Below are 19881 nucleotides of genomic sequence, written 5' to 3' on the forward strand. Positions count from 1 at the left end.
GGTGCTCCTTCTTCTAACGCCTCAAGCGGTCGTGCTCCGGGTTGTGGAGCGGCTCCGCGGCGACGGTGGCGAGAAGCCTGCGATCGAAGTATCCGACCTCCACCTGTGTCCCCGGCACGGAGAGCGCCGACGGGAGCCACGCGAACGCCATCGGGGCGCCGACCGTCCACCCGTACCCCGCGCTCGTCACCTGTCCCACCGCGAAGCCGCCGGCGTACACCGGCTCGCCACCCACCGGCACGTCCCCGGTGTCGTCGAGACGCAGGCAGGCCAGGCGGCGGTCCGGCAGCGTCGCCGGCCGCGCGCCGGGCCGCACCAGAGCTTCCAACCCCACCTGGTACGGGTCGTCCTCGCAGGCCATGTCCGTTCCCCAGACGCGCCGGCCGTGTTCCATCCGCAGGCTGTCGTAGGCCAGCCAGCCCGCCGCGACCAGTCCCGCCTCCCGCCCGGCCTCCCAGATCGTGTCCCAGAGACGCAGCCCGTACTGCGCCTCGGTGTAGATCTCCCAGCCGGGCTCGCCCACCGGGGAGAGTCGCAGCACGGTCGCCGGAACCATGCCGAGGAACCCCTCCCCCTCGGTCAGCGCCAGCGCACCGGCCAGCTCCCGGGCCCGCGGTCCCCAGAGACCGACGCCGCAGGTGCCGCCGGTGACGTCCCGGACCGTGACGCCGGCCGGCGCCTGCCGGGCCAGCAGGTCCAGGTCGAGCGGCCCGCCCGCGCCGAGCAGGAACCGGTCCTCGGCGAGCCGCGCCACGACCAGGTCGCCACGGATCCCGCCGGCCGGGTCGAGCAGCAGGGCACGCGTCACGGCGCCCACCGGCTTTTCGACGTCGCTGCTGGTCAGCGCGGTGAGGAAGGAGACCGGGCCGGTCACCTCGATCCTGGTCCGCCAGGTCAGGTCGAAGAGCGCGACGCGCCGGCGGGTCTGCCGGGCCTCGGTCTCGGCGACCGGGGACCAGTGCCGCGCCGACCAGTCGTCACGCGGCCGGATCTCCTCGGGGGGCGGGTTGGTGGCGTACCAGAGGGGCCGCTCCCAGCCGTACGCCTCGCCGAACACCGCGCCCAGCTCGGCCTGGCGCGGGTGGAACGGGCTGAGCCGCAGGTTGCGCACCGGGGGCGGGTCGTGCGGGTGCGCGATGGCCGTCGTCTCGGCGTAACCGCGGATCGCCCGCCGCCGCACGTAGGCGGGTGACAGCTGGGCCGGATCGAACCGGTTCAGGTCGCACTCGTGCAGGTCGATGCTGGGGTAGCCGTCGACCAGCCACTCGGCCAGGGCCTTCGCCGCGCCGGCCGAGTGGGCCACCGAGATCGCCCCGGCCACCCAGAAGCCGCGCAGCGCGCGTGACTCGCCGAGCAGCGGGAACCCGTCGGCGGACACCGCGAGCACGCCGTCGAAGGCCTCCTCCAGCGCGGTCCGCTGCAGGCCCGGGATCAGTTCGGTCATGGCTGACCAGGACTTCTTGAAGGCGTCCGAGCTGAACGGCAGCATCGCCGGGTGCGCGTCGCCGGGCAGGTCCTCGAGCCGGACCGGGATCGGCTCGTGCCGGTAGGAGCCGACACCGAGGCGGTCGCCGTACGCACGGGCGTAGAGCCCTCGATCCGGGTGCCGCAGGATCGGCAGACCGGCCGTCCCGCCGGTCGCAGCACCGATCACGGACGTGGTTCGGACGAACTGGTGTGCCATCGGCAGCAGCGGGACCGGCACGCCCGCCAGGTCGCCGATCGCCGGGCCCCAGAAACCCGCGCAGCTCACCACCACGTCGGCCGGGTACACGGCGTCCGCGCTGCGCACCCCGGCGACCTGGGCGCCGGTGCGGAGGATCTCCACCACCCGCTCGTTGCCGACGAACCGGGCGCCGCGCGCGGCGGCCCGGGAGGCCTGGACCTGCGCGGCCCGCACCGGCTCGACCGTGCCGTCCGCCGGGACGTGCAGCCCGCCGAGGATCCGCTCGGGGTCGAGCAGCGGGAACAGCGCCGTGCAGGCGGCCGGGTCGATCACCGCCGAACCGATCCCGGCGGCCTGACCGAAACCGGACCGCCGGTGCAGCTCGACGAGCCGTTCCGGCGTGGTCGCCAGCTCCAGGCCGCCGACCGCCGCGAAGCAGCCGAGCGCGGCGTATTTCTCCACGGTGTAGCGGGCCAGCCGGGACAGGGTGCGCGACGGGCTGATCGCGGAGACCACGCCGGCCGAGTGCGAGCTGGATCCGCCGGTGGTGAACAGCGGGCCCTGCTCCAGCACCGTGACGTCGGTCCAGCCGCGACCGGTCAGCTCGTCGGCGAGAGCGCAACCGGCGATGCCCGCGCCGATGATGACGACCCTCGGTCCCGGCATCGGTCAGTGGGTCTGGGACAGCCGCGCGGACCAGCGCAGACGCGGCCAGCGCGGGGTTATCCGCAACCGGGTCCGCGGGCGGGCGCCGAACCGCCGGGTCACGCGACGGCGCCTGATGGTGCTCTCCCGCACCACACACGTTCTCACCGCTGCTACCTCCTCTCCGCGCACGCTCCGGGTTCCCCGCACAGGATCTTCACGTGAGTGGCGCCGGTCAATGGGCCGATGAGTCTTTTACCTATGCGCAACAAAGCCCGCCATACTGCTCGCGTGGATCATCCGTACCTGGACGCGCCGCGGCCGCTGGCCTTCGCACACCGCGGTGGCGCCGCGGACGGCGACGAGAACACCGCCGCGGCCTTCCGGCGGGCGATCGATCTCGGCTATCGGTACGTGGAGACCGACGTGCACGCGACGGCGGACGGCGTACCCGTGGTGATCCACGATGCGGCGCTGGACCGGGTCGCCGGGCGCACCGGACGGGTCGCGGAGATGACCTGGGCAGACCTCGAGACGGTACGGGTCGGCGGCGCCGCCGTGGTGCCCCGGCTGGACGACGTGCTCGACGCCTGGCCGCAGGTCCGGTTCAACGTGGACGTGAAATCCGACGCGGTCGTCGAGCCGGCCGTCGAGGCGGTCCGCCGCTCCGGAGCTCTCGACCGGGTCCTGCTCGCCTCGTTCAGCGACCGCAGGCTGTCCCGGGTCCGCGCGCTCGCCGGCCCCCGGGTGGCGACCTCGCTCGGGATGGGCGAGGTGGCCCGGCTCCGGATCGCCGCGACCGCGCGGATCCCGCTGCGACCCCCGGTCTCGGCGGTGGCCGCGCAGATCCCGGTGCGGCACGGCCGGATAAAGGTGCTCACTCCGCGATTCCTCGCCTATCTGCACCGGGTGGGTCTCGCCGTGCACATCTGGACGATCGACGACCCGGAAATGATGAATACGCTGCTCGATATGGGTGTCGACGGCATCATGACCGACCGCATCGACGTGCTTCACGACGTATATTCGGCTCGCGGGCTCTGGTCCCGTTAAGGAGCTACCGCCCCGCCTGGCGGTCTTGTAACCTCCCAGTTCAGCGTCGTAGCAGCACGATCGCGTGAACTCGGGGCATCATCCGTTCGGAGGATGCGGAGGGTTCAAGGTCGGACCCATATTTTTTCTTTAAGTTCGGCATAAGAATGGCTCAAGTTTCTGCGCGGAATTGATTTCTGTGAGAGCGGCTCTTAACGTCTGGGCGTCGGCGCCGCCACCGGCGTCCGATTCCGGGGAACTTGGGGAAAAGAAGGTCTCGTCATGCGACGCACCCGGCTTCTGGCCGCCGGAGCAGTTCTCGCCGCGGTCGGCGGTGTCATCGGATTCACCCAGTTCTCGTACGCCGAGGACACGCCGGGCACCAGGGCCGGCGAGAGCGGCGCCGGCAAGGTGGTCGGCAACAACCTCACGATCCTCACCGACACCTGTGTGGACAGCGACCTGGAGGCGCACGACGGCTTCCAGAAGGGCAACCGCTGCGTCTCCACCGAGTTCGGTGAAGTGGGCGCGGCTGCCAACAACCCGACCCTGCTGATCACCGAGGCGCCCCGCAACGTCGCGCCGGCCACGCCGTTCACGCTCCGGGTGAGCACCCGGAACCTGATCCGCGACCGGTTCCTCGCGGCCGGTCAGGGCGGGTACTACGTGGAGAGCAGCGTCCTGCAGAACGGCCTGGTCCGCGGCCACTTCCACACCGCCTGCCGGATGCTGACCAGCACCGACGAGGCGCCCGAGTCGGCTCCGGTTCCGGCGTTCTTCGTCGCCACCGAGGACCGGCAGGGCGGCGCCGACCCGGACACCGTGACGATCCAGGTGCCGGGGCTGCCGGAGGAGGGCACCGCGCAGTGCTCGTCGTGGGCCGGTGACGGCTCGCACCGCATCCCGATGATGGAGCGCGCCAACCAGACGCCGGCACTCGACTCGGTCCGGATCACGGTCCGCGCCGCAGGCGGCAACAACGGCGGCGGCAACAACGGCGGGGGTAACAACGGCGGGGGTAACAACGGCGGCGGTGGCAACAACAACGGCGGGAACAACGCCGGCGGCGGGAACACCGGTGGGAACAACACCAACAGCGGCGCCGTGAAGCCGTCGAAGCCGGCCGCGACCAAGCCGGCCGCCACCGCGACCCCGAAGACGACCACCTCCACGCCGCGCCCCAACACGACGACCGCGAACTCCGGCTCCGGGAACGGCGGCGTGAGCGCGGACGGCGCCGGCAACGGCTCGAACGACGACGACTCCTCGTCGAACGAGAACGCGAACCAGGGCACGAACGACAAAGACACGACGAACGAGGCCGGCGACGCCGGGTCCACCGGCACCGACGACACCGCCACCGATACCGACACCGAGTCCGACGCCGGGTCCACCGGGACGGCGGACTCGGAGGAGGCGACCGAGGCCACCCCGGAGGCGACCACCAAGGCCGCCAAGCCGAAGGCCTCGAAGTCGGCCGAGAGCACCACGACCGAGGACGAGAACGGGACCGGTGCCGGCGACGACGGCGCCCCCGACGACATCGAGTACGTCCCGGCCGACACCACGCAGGCGGAGCCGCCCGCGGCTCAGGAGAGCGGCCCGATCAGCCTGATCGCCAACAACATCGCCTGGGTGGGCGGTGGCGCGGTGCTCCTGCTGGTCGGCCTGATCGCGGCGGCGCTGATCCGCAACCGCCCGCGCAACACCTGGCGCTGATCGAGCAGTTCGACGAAAAGGTGGGCCACCCGGCCCACCTTTTCGCGTGCCGGGGTAAAAACACACAATCACCAGCACGCGGAGCGGTAGATCACCGAAATGAAGGGTAGCCTTACCTGCCGAGCGAGATCGTCCCACCGGCAGTGAGGTGAAGTATGGCGAACAGGCCAGCGCGACCGGCCCATCAGGGCGTGGTCACCCGGGTCGAGCAACTGACCCCGCACATGGTGCGCGTGGTGGTCGGTGGTGACGTTCTGACCCGCATCGAGGCTGGGCAGTTCACCGACCACTACATCAAGGTGCTCTTCCCGCAGCCGGGAGTGGACTACCCGGAGCCGTTCGAGATGGGCGTGATCCGGGAGACCATGCCACGCGACACCTGGCCGGTCGTCCGGACCTACACGGTGCGCAAGTGGCTCCCCGAGATCCCCGAGATGTGGGTCGACTTCGTGGTCCACGGCGACAGCGGCATCGCCGGCCCGTGGGCCGCGCACGCCAAGCCCGGCGACCCGTTCCGCTTCATGGGGCCGGGCGGGGGTTACACGCCGAGCACCGACGCCGACTGGCACCTGCTCGCCGGTGACGAGAGCGCCCTGCCGGCCATCGCCGCCACCCTGGAGGGCATGCCCGAGGGCGCTCGGGTGCGGGCGTTCCTCGAGGTCGAGGGGCCGGACGAGGAGCAGAAACTCCCCACCCCGGCGGACGCCGACATCACCTGGCTGCACCGCGGCGCGCGCCCGGTCGGCTCCCTGCTCTGCCCCGCGGTGCGCGGGGCGGCCCTCCCGGAGGGCCGGGGGCAGGCGTTCGTGCACGGCGAGGCGAACTTCGTCCGTGACCTCCGCGGTTACCTCCGCCTGGAGCGGGGGATGACGCTCGACCAGCTCTCCATCTCGGGTTACTGGCGCAACGGCATGAACGAGGACGGCTGGCAGTCCAGCAAACGGGACTTCAACGAGCAGACCGAGCGCGAGCAGGAGAAAGCGGCGGTGTAAGCACCGGCCGGCCGATGTGACCGTACACACCTGGCCGCGCATCAGGCCCTTCACCAGGGCCATGATGTTTCGGTGGCATTACGGGAAAAGCAGGCGGTCTCGCGCCGCCAGGGCCGGCTGTTTCTACTGACCGCGCTGTTGCTGGCGGCGGTGAACCTACGGCTCGCCGTCACCAGCGTGGGGCCGGTGCTGACCGAGCTCCGGGTCGGTCTCGGCATGTCGACGACGGTGGCGGGACTGCTCACCTCCGTACCCGTGGTGTGTTTTGCCGCAATCGGCCTGGCGGCGCCACGCCTGGCCCGGCGCTTCGGCGCGGCTCGCGTGATCTTCGGCGGCCTGGTGCTGCTCACCCTCGGTCTCGCGGCCCGGCCCTACGCCGGCGACTCGGCGGTGTTCCTGCTGCTCAGCGCGGTGGCCCTGGCCGGGATCGCGCTGGTCAACGTGCTGCTGCCGTCGGTGGTGAAGGACCGCTTCCCGGATCAGGTCGGCACCGTCACCGGCCTGTACACGGTCGCGCTGAACATCGGCGCGACCACGGCCGCCGCCGCGACGGTCCCGCTGACCGGCGCGTTCGGCGACGACTGGCGTCTCGGACTGGCCTGCTGGGCCCTCGCCGCGATGGTCGCGCTCCCGCCGTGGCTGCTGCTCGCCCGCGACCGGACCGAAACCCGCAATCACGATCACAACCAGATTCCGGTACGGGTGAGCCGGCACCCGGTCGCCTGGGCGCTCGCCGTGTACTTCGGCATGCAGTCCACCGCCGCCTACGTGATCATCGGCTGGCTCCCGCAGATCTACCGGGACGCCGGGATCTCGGCCGGGACGGCCGGTGTCCTCTTCGCGACCACCTCGTTCCTCGGGGTGCCGCTCGGCTTCGCCCTCTCCGCGCTGGCCGGCCGGATCCGCAGCCAGAGCATGATCGCGCTGAGCCTCGGCCTCTTCGGCATCGCCGGCTGGGCCGGTCTGCTCTGGTCGCCGACCGCGGCGCCGTGGCTGTGGGCGGTGCTGCTCGGCGTCGCGAACACCGCGTTCCCGCTGGTGCTCACGATGATCGCGCTGCGCGGCTCGCACCCGGGGACCGTGGTGAAGCTGTCCGCGTTCGCCCAGGGCATCGGCTACCTGATCGCCATCCCGGGCCCGTTCGTGATCGGTGCCCTGCACGACGCGACCGACGGCTGGCGGGCGCCGCTGGCGGTGATGCTGGCTCTGACGATCCCCCAGATCATCGCCGGCGTCTACGCAGGCCGGGACCGCCAGATCTGACCCCCACCCCCGCGTGTGGAGTCGAGGCGGGCTCCACACCCGAACCCCACACGCACGCGGGAGCCGCCTGCGGGGTCAGTCGTAGTGCTGGACCGACGGCCAGATCCGGCTCCACGGCTCGATGAGGCGGCAGACGTACACCTGGGCGTCGAGTTCCTCGTTCTCCACCCCTGCCGCGTTCGTCAGCCGCGCCTTGGCCACGCAGTCGCCGAACTGCCGGGGCGGAGCCTGCATGACCGCGAGCACCACGGTCTTCCCATCCGGCGGCGGGCCGTACTTGTGCAGCTCGTTGTGCCCGCTGTAGACCTCCGGCAGGCCGAGCGACCGCCCGTACCTGTCGAGCGCCCCCGCCTCGCCGTAGTTCCCGGTGAACAGCACCGCCCGGCTCTGATCGGTGGCGGAGAGCCCGGCGTAGACGGTGCCGATCTGCCAGACGTAGTCACGCCAGCCGATCTGATCGGCGACCGTGGTGTTCGCCGAGGCCACGAAGCTGCCACCCAGATCGTCCTCGGGGATGACCGGGAGCGACGAGACGATCGACAGCATCGCGAAGACCGGGATGCTCGCCCCGACGGCGATCAGCCGCCACCGCCGGCCGGCCATCCACCGCTCGACGGGCGCCGCCCCGATCGCGAAGAGCGCCAGCAGCAGGCCGAGCGGATAGTACGGCTGGCCCGCGCTCACCAGCACGAGGATCAGCAGGATCGGGTACGCGAGCGCGAGGCACCGCAGCCGCCGGTCCCGGAAAGCCGCGACGAGGCCGGCCATCCACACCGGCGGCAGGATGAGCAGCGCGAGCTGGAACGGGAGCAGCATGACCCGCGACTCGTCGCCCTTGTTCGCGGCGATGGCGGCGGCCATGTCGGCCTGCGGGAACCCGTTCACCACCTGGTAGATCAGGTTCGGCAGGCCGACCAGCACGGCAGCGGCGACGCCGGAGGAGAGCCAGCGGGATCGGAACACGTGCCGAGGACCGGCGATCAGCAGTCCCGCGGCGAGCGCGGCCAGCAGGAGCACGACGAGGTGCTTGTTGTAGAGGCCGAGCCCGGCCGTCACGCCGGCCGCGAGCCAGGCCCGTTCCCGGCCGTGCAGGAGCGCCCGCATCACGAAGAAGATCACGCCGAGCCAGACCAGCAGGTCGGGCGCGGCGGTGGAGCCGACGTGCGCGGCGGTGAGCGGGAAGACGCTCACCACCCCGGCCGCGGCGATCGTCTGGGCGGTCTGCCCGCCGCCGGCCTCCCGGGCGATCATCGCGGTCAGCACGACCGTGAGGCCGAGAATGATCGCGAAGGGCACCCGCATCGCCCACACCGTGTCCCCGAAGATCTCGATGCCGAGGCGGGCGAGCAGCGGGGTGAACGGCGGCTGGTCGGCGTATCCCCACTGAGGATGGGCGCCGAGCATCCGGAAGTAGAGCTCGTCGCGGTGGTAGTCGTACCGGCTCGCGGTGATCAGGAGCAGCAGCGTCGAGGCTGCCGCGATCAGACCGACCGGCCACCAGGCGATAGGTCGACGCCCGACGATGTCGATACGCTCGGTGGGGTCGGCACTTTCCGTAGGGGCAGTGTCGCTTACGGCGTTCGCCACGCTGACACGGTAACCCCCTCGCGCGAGGGTGCCATCATGAGGAATTCGAGGTACATCGACGTCCATGAGGGACGGCCATCGTGCGCGAACGGGATCCGGGAACCGCGGCCGAGCAGGCCAGGGCAGGTGTGCGCGCCTGGATCCGGAACGGCGGAGGGCCCGCGGCGGACCGGATCCGCGCCGCCAGCCCGTACGCGATTCTGGCACTTCTGACCGCCTCGGCGGTGGCGCCGGTCACCGATCCGGGGCTCGGGACGCCCGCCGCGCGCTGCACGAGGAGGCCTCCCGGGTGCTCCGTGCGCCGACTTCTATCCGACCTGCGCCGGGCTCCCGCCGCTGGCGGCCGTGCTCGCCGCGGGACACCTGGTGCTCGGCCCGCTGAGCGCCGCGGCGATCCGACGGGCCGTGGTCGAGCCGGCCGAGCACGCCGGCCTCAGCGTCGAGCCGGCCCTGCCCGACCACCTCCTGCACGACCTGGGCGAGGGTCACCAGGACGGCTATGAGCCGGGAGCGCTGCCGCTGCTCGCGCACGCGCTGCGGACCACCTGGGACCGGCGGGGGCCGATCAGCCGAAGTGACAGACGGCGGTGACCACGAGACCGTTCTCGATCAGGAAACGGCCGTGCATATCGTCGAACGGCGCGTCGATCAGGATGCGCCCGGTGAACGTGCGCTCGACCGGATCGATGGTCAGCTCCGCGTCCTCGAAGCCCAGCCAGCGGCCGGTCAGCGGGTACCACGCCTTGTAGATCGACTCCTTGGCGCTGAAGAGCAGCCGGTCCCAGTGCACGTCCGGGCCGGCCCGGCCCAGTTCGGCCAGCCGGTCCCGGTCACCGGCCGTGGTCACCGCCGGCAGGACCCGCGGCGGGAGCGGGGCGTGCGGTTCCGCGTCGATGCCGATGCTCGCCACGTCGGCGCGGCGGGCCACCGCGGCGGCCCGGTACCCGAGGCAGTGCGTGATGCTGCCGGCCACGCCGTCCGGCCAGAGGGGCTCGCGCCGCGGACCGGGCCGGATCGCCACCGGCGGATGCCCGAGCAGTTCCAGCGCCTCGCGGGCGCAGCGGCGGGCGGTGAGGAACTCGCGGCGCCGGCCCGGCACCGCGGTGGCCAGCAGGTCCTCCTCACCGGGGAAGGCCGGCTCGCTCGGATCGTCGGAGAACGCCTCGGCGACACACGCCGCAGACGGCAGCAACTTCTCGAGCACGGGGGAAGTGTGCCACCCGGCAGCGCCCGGGGACCGGCCGGGCGTACCGGAATGTGGGGGAAAGCGTGAGTGAAACGCCTCCCGGGACCACTGCGGGGGCGAAACGGGGTCGATCTGAAACGCGGACGCGGCACAATGGCGGCATGGATCTTCGACAGGGCATCGGTCTCCGCAAACTGGGCAGGACCGTCGATGAGTTCCAGCAGGACCTGTTGAGCAACCTCTACTTCCGGCGCGGCACCACGGTCGAGTCGGCGAGCATGCGGGACGCCTACGAGACGCTCTCGCTGACCGTTCGGGATCATCTCGCCGAGCGGCGGGCGCGGACCGCGGCAGCCCACTACGCCAGCAACCCCCGCTGGGTCTACTACCTCTCCGCGGAATACCTGCTCGGCGCTCAGCTGGAGCAGAACCTGCTGTACTCCGGCACCGGGGAGATCGCCGCCCAGGCGGTCAAGTCGTTCGGGCTCACGCTGGAGGAGATCGAGGAGCTCGACGTCGAGCCCGGTCTCGGCAACGGCGGCCTGGGGCGGCTCGCGGCCTGTCTCGTGGACGCGATGGCGACCCGGGACATCCCGGCGGTCGGCTACGGCATCCGCTACGACTTCGGCATCTTCAAGCAGTCGCTCGCCGCCGGTGGGCAGGCGGAGGGCCCGGACGACTGGGCCTTCCAGGGCAATCCGTGGGAGTTCCCGGCGCCGGACGACAGGCAGACCGTCGGCTTCTACGGGCACACCGAGCCGGTGCCGGGATCGTCGACCCGCAAGGTGTGGGTGCCCGGTGAGATCGTGCTCGGCGAGCCCAGCCACATGCTGGTCCCGGGGTACGGCACCGACACCGTGAACATCGTGCGGCTCTGGCGGGCCCGGGGCAGCGAGGCCTCGTTCGACCTGAGCCGGTTCTCCGCGGGGCAGTACGCCGAGGCCGTGCAGGAGGCGGTCCGCGCCGAGAACATCAGCAAGGTCCTCTACCCGGACGACAGCACCGAGCTGGGTCGCGAACTGCGGCTCAAGCAGCAGTATTTCCTGGTCTCCTGCTCGCTGCGGGACATCATCCGGCGGTTCCGGCTGCGCAACGAGGGCTGGGACGACTTCCCGGAGAAGACCGTCATCCAGCTCAACGACACGCACCCGACGATCGCGATCCCGGAGCTGATGCGGCTGCTGGTGGACGAGTACGAGCTGGACTGGGACCGGGCCTGGTCGATCACCCGGCGCACGTTCGCGTACACCTGCCACACGCTGCTGCCGGAGGCCCTGGAGACCTGGCCGGTGCACGTCTTCGAGCGGCTGCTCCCCCGCCACCTGGAGATCATCTATCTGATCAACATGCTGTTCCTGCGCGAGGTCGAGGAGCGCTTCCCCGGCGACGTCGCCCGGGTGAGCCGGATGTCGATCATCGGCGAGCACCCGGAGCGCCGGGTGCGGATGGCGAACCTCGCCGTGGTCGGCACCGAGGCGGTCAACGGCGTCGCCGAGCTGCACTCGAAACTGCTGCGGGAGACCGTGCTCAACGACTTCGCGGACCTGTGGCCGGCGAAATTCCAGAACGTCACGAACGGCATCTCGCCCCGCCGGTTCGTCAAGCTGGCGAACCCCCGGCTCTCCGACCTGATCACCGAGGGGCTCGGCGACGACGGCTGGCTGATGGACCTGGAACGGCTGGCCGAGCTGGGCTCGCTGGCCGGTGACGCGTCGTTCCTGGAGCGCTGGCGGGCGATCAAGCGGGCCAACAAGGTCGACCTGGCCGTCGGCGACCCGGACTCGCTCACCGACGTCATGATCAAGCGGTTCCACGAGTACAAGCGCCAGCAGCTCAAACTGCTGCACATCATCACGCTCTACCACCGGATCCGGGCCAATCCGGGGGGTGACTGGGTGCCGCGGACCGTACTGTTCGCCGGCAAGGCGGCGCCCGCCTACCACGCGGCCAAGAACATCATCCGGCTGATCAACGCGGTCGGCGCCACGATCGCGGCGGACCCGATCGTCTCGCCGTACCTGAAGGTGGTCTTCGCCGAGAACTACAACGTCAGCCTCGCCGAGCGGATCGTCCCGGCCGCCGACCTGAGCGAGCAGATCTCGCTGGCCGGCAAGGAGGCGTCCGGCACCGGCAACATGAAGCTGGCCCTCAACGGCGCGCTCACCATCGGCACGCTGGACGGCGCGAACATCGAGATCCGGGCCCGGGTCGGTGAGGAGAACTTCTTCCTCTTCGGACTCGACGCGTTCCAGGCCGCCGAGTTGCAGATCGCCGGGTACCGCCCGTGGGAGCACTACGAGCGCGACCCGGAGCTGCGCGAGGCCCTCGACGCGATCAACGCGGGCCTCTTCGGCGGCGTCGGCCACGACGTGGCGGACTCCCTGCTCGGCCGCGACGAGTACCTCACGCTCGCCGACTACCGCGCCTACGTCGACTGCCAGGACGAGGTCGAACGCGCCTGGCGCGACCAGGACCGCTGGACCCGGATGTCCGTGATGAACACCGCGAACAGCGGCTTCTTCTCCGCCGACCGCACGGTGGCCGACTACGCCGCCCGCATCTGGCGGGTCGCCCCGGTCCCGGTCGCCAAGGACCACTGACCGGGTACGGCCCGAGCCCGGTCCCGGGGTGATCGCGCCGGACCACTGATAAACCGGTCTCACCTGCTTGCCTTCTGCTGCTCCGGATCTCTAACGTCTGCCGGTCCGGGGCTGATCAGGAGGGGAGCCGCCATGCGTGACGACGCGTTCCGCGCGTATTTCGAGCGGCACCACGCCTCGCTGTCACGTCTCGCGTTCCTGATGACCGGGGAGTCCGACGTCGCCGACGATCTGGCGGCGGACGCGCTCACCGAGTGCTGGCGGCACTGGGACCGGGTCACGGCGGCCGACGATCCGGCGGCCTACGGGCACGGCATCCTGATGAACCTGGCCCGCAACTGGGTCCGCCGCCGGGGCCGGGAGCGTCTGTTGTCGTTCGAGTCGTTACGGCGTACCCGGGAAAGTGATGTCTCCGCCGTGCTGGACGTGCGCGGCGCCCTGCGCCGGCTTCCGCACCGCCGGCGCGCGTGCGTGGTGCTGCGGTACGCGTTCGACCTGCCGGAACGCGAGGTCGCCACGATCCTCGGGATCTCGGTCGGCGCGGTGAAGAGCGCCACGTCGCGCGGCGCGAAGCAACTCGCCGACCTGCTCGGTGACGGCGGCGTGGCACGGATCGACGGCTGGGAGGCGGCGCGATGAGGCTCTCCGATGACGACCTGCGCGCGGCCCTGCGCGCGGAGGCGGCCGCTCACCAGCCGGACCGCGACGCGATGCTGAGCCGGATCACCATGGCCGCGACCTCCGCGCCGGTCACCCGCCGTCGTGCGGCGCGGCGCGGTCCGCGGGTACGGATGGCGGCCGCGGCCACCGCCGTCGTGGCGCTGTTCGCCGGGGGTGGGTTCGCGAACTGGGCCCTGGCCGGCAGCGACGACGCGGCGCCGCCGGCTCCGGCGCCGGTGGTCTCCCCCACGGCGGAAACGACCGGCGAGCCGAGCACCGAACCCTCGGCCGCGAGCCCGTCGCCGTCGCTCTCACCGTCGCCGTCGCTGTCGCGATCACTGTCACCGTCGCCGGCACTGCCACCGTCGCCGTCACTGTCCCCGTCGCGGAAACCGAGCGCCGCGACGCCGGCGCCCACCACGGCACAACCCCGTGACACCCGCGTCGAGCAGGGTCCACTCTGGTCGGACGGCTCGGTCGTCGACGGGTCCAGCGTCGTGACCCTGAAGACCACCGAGCAGCTGACCTCGCTCGACGTGGTCATCCGGGTGGCCCGCACCGAGGGCCTGGCCGTTCGCGGCGCCACGAAGCAGACACCCGGTGGCAGTGTCACCACCTCGGTCACCGAGGAGGCCGACGCCGTCCTGTACCGGTTCGTCCTCTCCTCGGCCGACGCCCTGGAGCCGGGGACCTACACGTTCACGGCGAAGTACACCCACCCCGCGGAGAACCGTGACGCCGGCGGCGACACCTACCGGGCCCGGGCAGCCACCGCGTCGTCCCCGGCGCTGGACGTCTACGGCGACTTCTACTGACGGATCTGCCGGCGGGCGTTGTCCACGGCCACGGTCGGTGACGGGGAGGCGCCGCGGGGTGCGCCCTGGGACTCCTCAGTCGTTCGGCGACTCGTCCTCGTCGACGTCCTTGAGGGCGAGCGCCGCGATCACGTTCTTGTCGGCGTTCCACTTCTGCAGGGTCGAGCCGTCGCACACCCCGACATAGATCTTGGCGACCTGGTTGGTGGCGTTGAAGTAGTCGGTGGGCGATGCCGACTGGCTGCGCGGCTGGAGGCAGTACTTCCCGGAGCCGTCGACGATCTGGTAACTGGTCGCGTAGCGATCGGTCTGACCGTAAACGGTCCACGTCTGGCGAAGCGTGCTGCCGGTGCAGGCCAGAGTGCGGACGTACTGGCCGACCGCGACCGAGCCCGGACTCTCCAGACAGTACGTGGCGGCGGGTTCCGTCTTGGTGGCAGGGACGGTGGTGGTGATGGGGCCGCTGGCGTAGTTGTTCGCCCTGCCCTCCTTGGCCGAGTCGAGCGCCGGCAGCGTGTACCGCTGGTTCCAGGTGACGTTCGCCGAGTTCGGGTTCTGCTTGCACGGCCAGGCGATCATGTGCGGCCAGTCCGGCTTCTTGTTGGTGGCGTCCAGGCAGCGGCCGAACTGGGCGTAGTTCACCAGCTGCCCGATCGCCTGCCCGCCGGTCGGCGAGTTGGCCATGCCGGCGCCGACCGCGCTGTCCGGCGCCCAGCTGGAGCAACTCGACGTGGCGATCACGATGCCCGCCCCGACGGTGTTGTCCGGCGTACGCCGGAAGCAGTTGCCGGACACGTCCGACCCGTCCGCGAGTTTCGCGCCGACCAGCTGCGAGTTGTCGTTGAAGCTCCACTGCTGTCGGTACAGCGACGGCTTGGTGTCCTGGCACGGCTGCATCACCACGGCGGTGCCCGTGTCCTGGGTGCCGGCGTCCAGGCACATGCCGGACGGCCGGGCCGGCTTCTGCGACGAGATCAGCACGAACTTCAGCAGGTTGTCGTACGCCCAGGTCTGCGCCACGGCGCCGTACTTGCACGGCTGCATGGTCACCGCGCTGCCCACCGCCGGGTCCCCGGACTCGGCCGCGATGCAGAGGTCCACCGAGCCGTTGGAGTGCACCAGACCGCCGTAGATGTTGGCGTTCGTGGTGTGCAGAATGTACGTCCCCTTCAGCTTCCGCTTGACCGTGCCGTCCTTGTCGGCGTAGGTGCCCACCGCCGTGAACCGGGCATACGCCGGTACCTCCTGCGGCGCACCACCGGACGGGCAGGAGATCATGTTCTCGGACCGCCAGGTGTCGGACTTGCCCTGCGGGTCGATCAGGTAGTACCGCGCCTCCACCCGATAGGTCCCGGCGTTGCCGGCCCCGACCGCCCCGGCCATCGGATCGCAGGGCAGCAGCGTACGGTCGCCGCTCTCCTCGCCCTCGTCGTCCGTCGACACCGCGCCCCGGACATGAGCCAGCGCCACGTCGAGACCGGCCTGCGCCGCGTGCAGGGCGAGCAGCTGCCGGCTGGACGTGACACCGCTCTGGATCCGGCCGAGCACCATGGTGGTGAGCAGCGCGCTCAAGCTGACCCCGACGATCATCACCACCATCGCCATCGGCATCGAGCCGCGCTCGTCGATCGGCGCGACGAGTCTGCGCATGACTACACTCCCCGGCCTTCGGTACAGGTGTTCTCGGTGTTCTTCGGGTTCGTCGCGTTGAGCGCGGTGAACGTGACGTCGGTGACCCGGCTGGACGCGCTCGGCCCGGAGCCGACCGTCACGGTCGCCAGCAACCGCAGGCGCTGGTAGCGATATCCGGTCAGCGACTCGATGTCGACCGCGCTCACGGTGAACGGCGTGGTGGCCGTGACGTTGCTCGCCAGGGTGGTCCAGGCGGTCGGCGACGGCGGGTCGGTGCCGCTGACCCAGGTGCGCCGCTGCAGCTCGGCCACGCCGGTGTCGACCCGCAGCTGGACGCAGGTGGTGACCTCGTCCAGGTCGACCTGGTACTCCACGTAGTAGTCGCCGTCGAGGGTGGCCGGTTTGCTGACGCCGCGGGCGTACCGGACCTCCTTGTCGAGGCGGGAGTACGCCGCGGTGATCTGGGTCTGCGCCTCGGTCTCGGCGTCGGTGCGGCCGACCGAGCGGTAGATTTCCACGATCCCGCCGGTGACCATCGCCATCATGATCAGCATGATGGACATGGAGACGACGAGTTCGATGAGCGTCACACCCGATTCATCCCGAAATTTCATGAAATCTTCCAGGAAATCGCTTTAGCGCTGCTCACCGTGCTCTTCGCGGTATCCGTCACGGTGAGCGTCACCTGGTAGTTCTTCGCCACCGTCGGCGTCCCACTGATCACCCCGGTCGTGCCGTTCAGCGTCAGCCCGGTCGGCAGCCCGGTCGCGGTCCACGACGTGTACGGCTGAATGCCCCCGGCCGCGACAAGCGTCACCGCAGAGATCGCGGTGCCCGCCGGCACGGTCGTGAACGAGCTGGTGGTGATCGAGAGCGCCGGCACGGTCCAGGTGAACGACTGTGCGGCGGTCTGCCCGTACGCGTCGGTCACCGTCACGCTGACGGTGTGGACCCCCACCGCCGTCGGCGTACCCGTGACGGTGTTCGTGCTGGTCAGGGTCGCCGCCGTGCTGGCGTTGGCGGTGCTGGCGCCGGTCAGCGTGACACCGGCCGGCAGACCGGTGACGGTCCAGGCGTACGGGGAAGCCCCGTTGTTCGCCGTGAACGGCACCGAGGCCGCGACACCGCCCGTGGTGGTCACCGCATTGATCTTGTTAAGCGTCGGCAGGGCCCGGATCACCCAGGTCAGCGTGACGTAGTCCTGCTGGTCGTACGCGTCGGTGACGGTCAGCCGGATCGAGGTGGTGCTCTTCACCGTGGTCGGTGTGCCGCTGACGGTTCCGGTGGTGGAGTCCAGGGTGAGACCGGTGGGCAGGGTGCTCACCGTCCAGACGTACCCACCGCCTCCGCCCTCGGCCGTGAAGGTCTTCGACATCGGCACCGACACGTCGTTGACGGGCGTGCCGGGGTCGGCGATGTCCAGCGCGGTGGCGCCCTCGTTGGTGTTGAAGATCGGCTCCTCGGTCTCGCTGCCGATCAGCGACGAGGTGACGTACGAGCAGGCGCCGTCGGTGCAGGTGTTCCCCTTCCAGGTCACCGCGATGATCACCCGGTAGAACGGGATGGTCCGCCCGCTCCCGGCGCTCTTCACGCAGTCGCCGCTCACCCCGGGCAGCCGCTCGCACGCCCCGACGTAGAAGTGCTGCTGGTAGGGCAGCCCGTCGACGGTGACGACGGTCCAGGTGGTGGGCAGCGCGGCGCCGGCCGGCTTGTCGGCGTACGCCGCCTGCGCCGCGACGTCGGCCTGGTCCGTGGCACCCGTGTCGTAGACCATGGTCGACTGATCGAGCAGGCCCGCGACCGGATCGATCAGGCCACGGGCCGGATCCCACTGGTACGCGACGCTCGCCTGGTCCCGGCCGCTCACGATGGCCGCGACCTTGAGCCCGCGGACCCGTTCCATGGCGCTGTTGGCGACCTCGATCGCGGCCAGCCGGTCACCCTGGTAGTTGTTGATCCGCATGGTCTGCGTGAAGTACTGGGTGAGCGAGAGCATGACGATCGAGATCACGGCGATCGAGATGATCGTCTCGATCATGGTGAAGCCGTCGTCGGCCCGTTCGCCGCGCATCCCTCTCCCCCTGGCGCCCTGACGGCCGGAAAAGCCGTCATAGGCACCATCGGCAGGCGATGCGGGCGGTTAAAGGAACTCCACCAGCGGCCCGGCGCCGTGCAGCAGCATCAGCCGTCGCAGCACCGGGGAACAGCCGAGCATCCGCAGCCGCCGGCCGCCCCCGGCGATCCCCAGCAGGGTGCGCACGGCGGCCGAGTCGGCGAACCGCAGGCCGGCGACGTCCACGATCAGCGTCTCGCCGGTCTCCTCGGCCAGATGCTCCAGCACCACGTGCAGGGCCCGGCGGTTCGACAGGTCGGCCTCGCCCTCCAGCCGCACCCCGATGCCCTCCGGCGTGCCGACCCGCACCGCCCGCAGCAGCGGCACACCTTCAGGATGGGTCTGCGCGGTGATCGTGCAGGGGTGCGAGCGGATGATGTCGCGCAGCTCGCTCGCCCCGAAGAGCCGCCGGTCGTAGAGGCAGACGCCCATCGCGAACCCCTCCGCGAAGAGCCGGTTCACCCGGGCCTCGTAGTGGGGCAGCATCGCGGTGCGCCCGGACCGGGCCGCCCAGGACATGTCGCCGAACGCCCGGAGGCCGCGGAACCCGTCGGCCCGGGCCCGCTCGGCCTCGGTACGCCAGTGGTCGACGGCGGCCTCCACGTCGAAGGCGCCGCCGTGCACGTACTCCCCGGCGGCCGGGGTGACCCGCAACCGGCCGGCCGCGACCGCCGACCGCACGTCGACGCCCTGCTCAGCCAGCTCGGCCAGGACGCTCTCGCCGCCGCGGTTCTCGCCGCCGCCCAGGTAGAGGACGCGCTGACGGGCGTGCAGGCCGGCTCGGACGTACGCGGCCACGCTGCGGGTCAGCGCCGGTTCGTCACCGGCGACCAGACACGCGTGGTCACCCGGGTTGAGGCGCTCGAGGAGGCCGGCCATCCCGTCACCGTACGCACGGCACGGCTAGACGGGTATCACTGAAACGGCGGACGGTCAGCCGCTCCGGTCCGCGATGTAGTGGCAGAGCCCGTCGAGCGTCCGGCGGGCCGCCCCGGACGGCAGAGCCGCGGCGTGCCGGCGCGCTTCCTCGGCGTACCCGTGAACGGTTTCCCGGGCCTGTTTCAGCGCGGCCGACTCACGCAGCAGGAAGAGCGCCTCCGCGTGCAGCGCGTCGTCGACGAGCGGACCGGAGGAGAGCAGCTCCTTGAGCCGCCGCGCGTCGGCCCCGGTGTCGGCGGCCTCGAGCGCGTAGAACACCGGCAGCGTCGGGACGCCCTCGCGCAGGTCGGTGCCGGGGGTCTTGCCGGACTGCTCGGAGTCCGACGCGATGTCGAGCAGGTCGTCGGAGAGCTGGAACGCGATCCCGATCGAGGTGCCGAACGCCTCAAGCGTCGCCAGCTGGGGGCCCGGCAGCCCGGCGGCCATCCCGCCGAGCCGGGCCGACGTGGCGATCAGGCAGGCGGTCTTGTCCTCGATCACCCGCAGGTGATGCCGGATCGGGTCGTCGCCGCGCGGACCGACCGTCTCGGCGAGCTGGCCGCGGACCAGCTGAGCGAGGGTCCGGGCCTGCAGCCGCACCGCCTCCTCGCCCAGGTCCGCCGCCATCGAGGCGGCCCGGGCCAGCAGATAGTCACCCACGTAGACCGCGATCGAGTTGGTCCAGCGGGAGTTGGCGCTGGCCGCGCCCCGACGCATCAGCGCCTCGTCCATCACGTCGTCGTGGTAGAGCGTGGCGAGGTGGGTGAGCTCCATGACCACCGCCGAGGAGATCGCCGCGGCCCGGTCCGCCGCGCCGAAGTGGGCGCCGAGGGCCACCACCAGCGGCCGGAACCGCTTGCCGCCGGCTTCCACGAGATGGGCCGCCACTTCGGACACCAGGGGCTCCGGGCTGACCACCGAGGCGCGCAGCTCGGACTCCACGTCCCCCAGGAAATCGGAGATCGCGTCCCGGACGCCCGGGTCGATGAAGTCGTTCACCACCGTCATGATCTTGAGGCTAGTTCATGTCGCTGGGAGGACGCTGATCCCCCG

At 71.1% G+C, this 19881-nt stretch carries 15 protein-coding genes and 1 pseudogene; 8 read left to right on the forward strand and 8 right to left on the reverse strand.

The window, feature by feature from the left end; all coding sequences use genetic code 11:
• Nucleotides 1-13: 13 nt before the first annotated feature.
• The gene (locus AMIS_RS32755) at nt 14-2332 is read right to left on the reverse strand and encodes a GcvT family protein (RefSeq protein WP_014446754.1); all 2319 of its coding nucleotides are present in this window, start codon (nt 2330-2332) and stop codon (nt 14-16) included.
• A 225-nt stretch (nt 2333-2557) separates the two neighbouring features.
• Between AMIS_RS32755 and AMIS_RS32760 the strand changes: the two genes are divergently transcribed.
• The 4 genes and pseudogenes from AMIS_RS32760 to AMIS_RS32775 all read left to right on the forward strand — a co-directional run bounded on the left by AMIS_RS32760 (nt 2558) and on the right by AMIS_RS32775 (nt 7317).
• The gene (locus AMIS_RS32760; RefSeq protein ID WP_014446755.1) at nt 2558-3364 is read left to right on the forward strand and encodes a glycerophosphodiester phosphodiesterase; all 807 of its coding nucleotides are present in this window, start codon (nt 2558-2560) and stop codon (nt 3362-3364) included.
• A 396-nt stretch (nt 3365-3760) separates the two neighbouring features.
• Nucleotides 3761-4306: pseudogene (locus tag AMIS_RS44395) on the forward strand (Pecanex-like protein 1); the annotation flags it as partial.
• A 911-nt stretch (nt 4307-5217) separates the two neighbouring features.
• Entirely contained in the window at nt 5218-6054 is an 837-nt protein-coding gene (locus AMIS_RS32770; RefSeq protein ID WP_014446757.1) for a siderophore-interacting protein, read from the forward strand.
• A 72-nt stretch (nt 6055-6126) separates the two neighbouring features.
• Nucleotides 6127-7317 (forward strand): CynX/NimT family MFS transporter, encoded by a 1191-nt coding sequence (locus AMIS_RS32775; RefSeq protein ID WP_014446758.1) that lies wholly within the window; start codon nt 6127-6129, stop codon nt 7315-7317.
• A 75-nt stretch (nt 7318-7392) separates the two neighbouring features.
• Here AMIS_RS32775 and AMIS_RS32780 read toward each other — a convergent pair whose 3' ends face one another.
• Nucleotides 7393-8904 (reverse strand): ArnT family glycosyltransferase, encoded by a 1512-nt coding sequence (locus tag AMIS_RS32780; protein ID WP_014446759.1) that lies wholly within the window; start codon nt 8902-8904, stop codon nt 7393-7395.
• Between the two features lie 240 nt (nt 8905-9144).
• On the opposite strand from AMIS_RS32780, the gene AMIS_RS32785 reads away from it, so the two are divergent.
• The gene (locus AMIS_RS32785) at nt 9145-9495 is read left to right on the forward strand and encodes an nSTAND1 domain-containing NTPase (protein WP_331429011.1); all 351 of its coding nucleotides are present in this window, start codon (nt 9145-9147) and stop codon (nt 9493-9495) included.
• Here the strand turns inward: AMIS_RS32785 and AMIS_RS32790 are convergent.
• Nucleotides 9470-10108 (reverse strand): 4'-phosphopantetheinyl transferase family protein, encoded by a 639-nt coding sequence (locus tag AMIS_RS32790; protein WP_014446761.1) that lies wholly within the window; start codon nt 10106-10108, stop codon nt 9470-9472. The genes AMIS_RS32785 and AMIS_RS32790 overlap by 26 nt on opposite strands.
• A gap of 143 nt (nt 10109-10251) precedes the next feature.
• Between AMIS_RS32790 and AMIS_RS32795 the strand changes: the two genes are divergently transcribed.
• The 3 genes from AMIS_RS32795 (at nt 10252) to AMIS_RS43080 (ending at nt 14165) form a co-directional block, all read left to right on the forward strand.
• The gene (locus AMIS_RS32795) at nt 10252-12690 is read left to right on the forward strand and encodes a glycogen/starch/alpha-glucan phosphorylase (RefSeq protein ID WP_014446762.1); all 2439 of its coding nucleotides are present in this window, start codon (nt 10252-10254) and stop codon (nt 12688-12690) included.
• Between the two features lie 132 nt (nt 12691-12822).
• Nucleotides 12823-13329, forward strand: coding sequence for a SigE family RNA polymerase sigma factor (locus AMIS_RS32800; RefSeq protein ID WP_014446763.1), 507 nt, complete (start codon nt 12823-12825; stop codon nt 13327-13329).
• Nucleotides 13326-14165 carry a hypothetical protein gene (locus AMIS_RS43080; protein WP_014446764.1) on the forward strand — a complete coding sequence of 280 codons (840 nt, stop codon included), beginning with the start codon at nt 13326-13328 and terminating at the stop codon, nt 14163-14165. Before AMIS_RS32800 ends, AMIS_RS43080 begins: the two co-directional genes overlap by 4 nt.
• Nucleotides 14166-14240: 75 nt before the next feature.
• Here AMIS_RS43080 and AMIS_RS32810 read toward each other — a convergent pair whose 3' ends face one another.
• The 5 genes from AMIS_RS32810 to AMIS_RS32830 form a co-directional block, all read right to left on the reverse strand.
• Entirely contained in the window at nt 14241-15815 is a 1575-nt protein-coding gene (locus AMIS_RS32810) for an RICIN domain-containing protein (protein WP_014446765.1), read from the reverse strand.
• 2 nt (nt 15816-15817) lie between these two features.
• Nucleotides 15818-16411 (reverse strand): type II secretion system protein, encoded by a 594-nt coding sequence (locus tag AMIS_RS32815; protein WP_014446766.1) that lies wholly within the window; start codon nt 16409-16411, stop codon nt 15818-15820.
• Entirely contained in the window at nt 16408-17868 is a 1461-nt protein-coding gene (locus tag AMIS_RS32820; protein ID WP_014446767.1) for a putative Ig domain-containing protein, read from the reverse strand. The genes AMIS_RS32815 and AMIS_RS32820 overlap by 4 nt, the downstream gene beginning before the upstream one ends.
• 69 nt (nt 17869-17937) lie before the next feature.
• Nucleotides 17938-18789, reverse strand: coding sequence for an MEDS domain-containing protein (locus tag AMIS_RS32825; protein ID WP_014446768.1), 852 nt, complete (start codon nt 18787-18789; stop codon nt 17938-17940).
• A 54-nt stretch (nt 18790-18843) separates the two neighbouring features.
• Nucleotides 18844-19836 carry a polyprenyl synthetase family protein gene (locus AMIS_RS32830; RefSeq protein WP_014446769.1) on the reverse strand — a complete coding sequence of 331 codons (993 nt, stop codon included), beginning with the start codon at nt 19834-19836 and terminating at the stop codon, nt 18844-18846.
• Nucleotides 19837-19881 lie beyond the last annotated feature (45 nt).

This window comes from Actinoplanes missouriensis 431, assembly GCF_000284295.1.
In the GTDB taxonomy this organism is placed as follows: domain Bacteria; phylum Actinomycetota; class Actinomycetes; order Mycobacteriales; family Micromonosporaceae; genus Actinoplanes; species Actinoplanes missouriensis.

Excerpts from the sequence above, each read along its gene's own strand:
- AMIS_RS43080 (WP_014446764.1), top strand. The coding sequence starts at position 13,326 with ATGAGGCTCTCCGATGACGACCTGCGCGCGGCCCTGCGCGCGGAGGCG.
- AMIS_RS32770 (WP_014446757.1), top strand. The coding sequence starts at position 5,218 with ATGGCGAACAGGCCAGCGCGACCGGCCCATCAGGGCGTGGTCACCCGG.
- AMIS_RS32820 (WP_014446767.1), bottom strand. The coding sequence starts at position 17,868 with ATGCGCGGCGAACGGGCCGACGACGGCTTCACCATGATCGAGACGATC.
- AMIS_RS32810 (WP_014446765.1), bottom strand. The coding sequence starts at position 15,815 with ATGCGCAGACTCGTCGCGCCGATCGACGAGCGCGGCTCGATGCCGATG.
- AMIS_RS32795 (WP_014446762.1), top strand. The coding sequence starts at position 10,252 with ATGGATCTTCGACAGGGCATCGGTCTCCGCAAACTGGGCAGGACCGTC.
- AMIS_RS32760 (WP_014446755.1), top strand. The coding sequence starts at position 2,558 with ATGAGTCTTTTACCTATGCGCAACAAAGCCCGCCATACTGCTCGCGTG.
- AMIS_RS32800 (WP_014446763.1), top strand. The coding sequence starts at position 12,823 with ATGCGTGACGACGCGTTCCGCGCGTATTTCGAGCGGCACCACGCCTCG.
- AMIS_RS32825 (WP_014446768.1), bottom strand. The coding sequence starts at position 18,789 with ATGGCCGGCCTCCTCGAGCGCCTCAACCCGGGTGACCACGCGTGTCTG.
- AMIS_RS32830 (WP_014446769.1), bottom strand. The coding sequence starts at position 19,836 with ATGACGGTGGTGAACGACTTCATCGACCCGGGCGTCCGGGACGCGATC.
- AMIS_RS32755 (WP_014446754.1), bottom strand. The coding sequence starts at position 2,332 with ATGCCGGGACCGAGGGTCGTCATCATCGGCGCGGGCATCGCCGGTTGC.
- AMIS_RS32815 (WP_014446766.1), bottom strand. The coding sequence starts at position 16,411 with ATGAAATTTCGGGATGAATCGGGTGTGACGCTCATCGAACTCGTCGTC.